Source organism: Agromyces humi (genome assembly GCF_009720255.1).
GTDB classification, from domain to species: domain Bacteria; phylum Actinomycetota; class Actinomycetes; order Actinomycetales; family Microbacteriaceae; genus Agromyces; species Agromyces humi.
In genome coordinates this window covers 1-4203 of sequence record NZ_WJSP02000327.1, presented here as the reverse complement: position 1 = coordinate 4203, position 4203 = coordinate 1, and the positions used below count along the sequence as shown (strand labels likewise).

The following is a 4203-nucleotide window of genomic DNA, read 5'->3' as shown; positions in this document are numbered from 1 at the left end:
GAGCGGCTCCAGCTCGACGCGGGGCGCCTGGTCGGCGAGTCGGTGCTGCGGTCGTGAGCCGGCGAGCGGATGCCGCGGCGGTTCCCGTGCGAGTTGGGGGCGCGCCGCGGCATCCGCTTGCCTGACATTCGAACGTGTGTTCGAATAGGGGCATGCGGTGGAGCGGGCAGGAACTCGGAGTCGAGCAGGGCGGCACCCTGCCGGGGCTCGCCAAGCTCAACAACCTGGTGCGTTCGGTGCAGACGCCCGAGTTCGCCGGCATCACGTTCCACGAGGTGCTGGCGAAGTCGGCGCTCAACAAGGTGCCCGGCCAGTCGATGATGCCCTTCGGCTGGACGATCAATCCCTACCGGGGCTGCTCGCATGCGTGCACGTATTGCTTCGCCCGGCCCACCCACACGTACCTCGACCTCGACGCGGGCGACGACTTCGACCGGCAGATCATCGTCAAGGTCAACGTCGCCGAGGTGCTGCGACCCGAGCTCGCGAGGCCGTCGTGGCGGCACGAACCCGTGGCCCTCGGCACCAACACCGACCCGTATCAGCGAGCGGAAGGGCGTTACGCGCTGATGCCCGGCATCATCGACGCGCTCACCGAGAGCGGCACGCCGTTCAGCATCCTGACGAAGGGAACGCTGCTGCGGCGCGACCTGCCCCAGCTGGCCGAGGCCGCGAAACGGGTGCCCGTCGACCTCGCCATGTCGATCGCCGTCTACGACCACGAGCTCCAGCAGTCGGTCGAACCCGGCACGCCGAGCACGAAGGCGCGGCTCGCCACCGTGACCGCGGTGCGCGACGCCGGCCTCGACTGCGCCGTCTTCATGATGCCGATCCTCCCGTACCTCACCGATACCAGGGCGCATCTCGACGAGGCGCTGCGGCAGGCCAAGGCGGCCGGTGCGTCGAGCGTGCTCTACACCGCGCTGCATCTGAAGCCCGGGGTGAAGCCCTGGTTCATGCACTGGCTGGAACAGGAGCATCCCGAACTCGTGCCGAGGTACCGCTCGATGTACTACGGCAACAACACGTATGCCCCGAAGGCGTACCGTCGGTGGCTCGGCGAGCGGATACGCCCCCTGATCAGGGCGCACGGCCTCGAACGGGGTCGTGAAGACCCCGTCACGGGCGGCGTTCGATCGACGGCGCCGGCCGCCCGGGGGTCGTCGGCGCCGGCTGCCCGTGCGTCCTCGGCCCTCCCCGACGCGCTCAGCCTCCCTCCCGATCCCGACGCCCTGTTCTGAATCCGGCCGCTCCACGCCGGAGGCGATCGCATGACGCCACGGCACGAGGGGCACGGCACGTGACTGCGAAGCGCCGCCCGCTCCTGCGATAATCCGCATGAGACCGCGTCGAACCCGATCGACGCCGGCCGCGAGCGAAGGACCACCATGACCCTTGGGTTGCCCGCGCACCTGGCGCGAGATTCCTTGAGTCGGGCGCTCGCACACGCCGGGCACTGCGCGGCGTGGGTCTGCCTGGGCGTCGGCATCACCATCGGCGTGATCAGCGCCACGACCGGCGAGACCGCCGGATGGGCGAGCGCCGTCATGCTGGGCGTGATGGCAGCGCTGCTCGTGCTGGTCGCCCGCTTCCCGACGGTGACCACGACCCTGCTGTACCTCATCGCGGGCACCGCCGTCGTGCTGGCCCTCGCGGTGCTCGTGATGGCCCCCGAGAACGGGTTCGAGTCGACGAACAACGTCATCCTGGCGCTGCCCCGCGTGGCGCTCGTGCTCGTCGGCGGCGCGGGGGTCGGATCCGTGCTCGGCATCACCTGGGCTGTGCTGGGATACGGGCTCGGTGAGGCCGCTGCGTTCCTCGGCGCGGCGATCGCCGGAGGCGAGTGGATGCCGAACGTGGCCGCCGCCGCTGCCCTCGGCATGGTTGTGGTCGCGCGGAGCTTCGACGGGGTCAGCAGGCGCTGGGACGCACGCCGCGAGACGGGACTGCACCGCGCGAGCCAGCAGACCCGAGAGCTCGCCATCCGTCACGACTACGAGCTCCGTGCGACCGCGCGGCTGCACGACACGGCGCTCAGCCACCTGGTGGCCATCGCCGCCGCCGGGTCGGGGCCCGTCGACAATCGCCTGCGCGACGGCATCCGGCAGGATCTCGGGCTCATCGTCGGCCGCGACTGGGCCGCCGACCACGGTGCGGCGTCGGTGGGCGAGACCGGCCGAGTCGCCGGGCACGACCGCGGCAATGGGGCCGACGGTTCCGGGGAGATGACACCCTCGCTCGAGCACGCCCTCGTGTCGGCGGCCAACGCCGGCCTCGACCTGCGCGTCACCGGAGACTTCGCCGTGCTGGGCCTGTTGGGACCGGCACGGCTGGCCGCCCTCGATGCGGCCGTCGCCCAGTGCCTCATCAACGTCGCCCGCCACGCGGGCGTCACGGAGGCGGAGCTCGCGGTCGGACTCGGCGGCGGCGAGGTCACGGTCGCGGTCATGGACAGCGGCGTCGGATTCGACGAGGCCGACGTGCCCGAGGACCGCATCGGCCTGCGCACCTCGATCCGCGCCAGGGTCGAGCAGGAGGGCGGTACCGTGCGCCTGTGGTCGACGAGGAACGTCGGCACCACCGTGGTGCTCGCCGTGCCCGAGGGCGGCGAATGAGCCGCATGCGACTCACGCAGCAGGAGGTGGACCCGATCGGCGGCATCACGGCCGCGCCGCTCGTCGTGATCGGCGCCGGCCTCGCGTTCACCACCTCCGTCGTGCTCACCGTCGCGCACTGGTCGGAGGTCGGCTCACCGTGGGCGGCGCTCCTCGCCGTCGCGCTCGTGACCGCGGCCGGGCTGTGCGCCGCGTTCCTCGCAGCTCCGGGGCGTGCGCCGTTCCGCACGGAATCCCTGTGGCTGGTCGTGGCGCTCGCCCTCGGTGGCGCGATCGCCGAGTACCTGTCGACCATCGGGGCGAACCGATTCCTCTACGACGACTTCGGCCCGATCGTCGTCGGCATGCTGATCCTCTCGCTGGCGCCGTTCTGCACCTGGGTGTCGCTGCTGCTCAGCGGCGTGGTGGCCACGGCAGTGCTCTCGATCCTCATCGTCGGGTCGCCGTCGACCACGGTGATCGCCGCGCCGCCCCTGACGCTCGTCGCCGTGGAATCGGCGGCCGTGCTCGCGCTGACCGCTGCCGCGGCGGGCTACTCGTGGGCCATCGTCGCCGTGACGCTCACCTGGCAGCGCGAGGCGAACCGCGCCGCACTCCAGCGCGACGGCGAGCTGCGGGCGGGCATCGCGAGGTCGGTGCAGCAGAGCCGCGTCTCGGTGCTCGGCCGCGAGGTCCTGCCCTTCCTCGCCGGCGTGATGACGGCCGATCGCATCTCGGTCGCCGACGCCGACCGGGCCCGCGAGCTCGCGGAGGCCCTGCGGCGCGCACTGAAGGCGGGCATCGAGTCCACCTGGCTCGACGACCTGGGTGCGACGATCCGGATGTCCCGCGGCATCCCCGTGTCGGTCGACGACCCCACCGGAGCATCCGACGATCTCGCCGACGACCAGCGCTCGGCGCTGACGGCGCTCCTCACGTGGCTCAGCGAGGGGAGCCGCTCGGCAGGGATCCGGGTGTCGATCGAGCTCGAGGTGTCGCGGCGTCGCCTCGTCATCACGTCGGCGAACGGCGCGACGCCGCCGTCCCGCCGAGAGCTCGACCGGTTCATCGCCGTCGCGCGTGCGGTGTCGATGCGAGCGGAAGCGCTCGTGACGCGCGAGAATGTCAGGGTGGAGTTGAGTCATGTTCCCGGCTGAGGCCGGCGCGCCCCAGGGGCAGGGTGCGGATGCGCCCGCCACTCGGGTGCGGTTGGCGCTGCTCGACGACCACGGACTGATCGTCGACAGCTTGGCGACGTGGTTCACCGACCACGCCCCCGACTTCGAGGTCGTCGTGCGGGCGACGGCGTGGATGGACCTCATCCGCGACCCCGAGTTCCCCGTCGACCTGGTGCTCATGGACCTGCAGCTCGGCGACACCGTCTCGATCGAGTCGCGCATCCGCGCCTGCCTCGCGGCCGGTGCCAAGGTGGTCGTGGTGAGCGGTGTCGACGACGACGCGTCGCGGGATCGCTGCATCGCGGCTGGTGCTGCCGCGTTCGCCTCGAAGACCCTCCCGGCCGAGCAGCTCGTGGAGCTCGCCCGCAGCGTCGCACGGGGCGACCGGGGTCATCGACGACCGGCCGCGACCGACGGCGCGCGCACAGCGG

Annotated in this window: 4 protein-coding genes; all 4 read left to right on the top strand. The window is 71.9% G+C overall.

Features of this window, described 5'->3' with window-relative positions; all coding sequences use genetic code 11:
* Positions 1-152: 152 nt before the first annotated feature.
* On the top strand, positions 153-1241 hold the full coding sequence (locus tag GH736_RS18270; RefSeq protein WP_159605881.1) for an Rv2578c family radical SAM protein: 1089 nt from the start codon (positions 153-155) through the stop codon (positions 1239-1241).
* Positions 1242-1388: 147 nt separating this feature from the next.
* Positions 1389-2615, top strand: coding sequence for a sensor histidine kinase (locus GH736_RS18265; protein ID WP_159605870.1), 1227 nt, complete (start codon positions 1389-1391; stop codon positions 2613-2615).
* A 5-nt stretch (positions 2616-2620) separates the two neighbouring features.
* Positions 2621-3751: a hypothetical protein gene (locus tag GH736_RS18260; protein ID WP_159605868.1), complete on the top strand. Its 1131-nt coding sequence runs from the start codon at positions 2621-2623 to the stop codon at positions 3749-3751.
* The coding region (locus GH736_RS18255; protein ID WP_159605866.1) for a response regulator at positions 3738-4203 on the top strand (466 nt) is incomplete at its 3' end. The genes GH736_RS18260 and GH736_RS18255, both read left to right, overlap by 14 nt.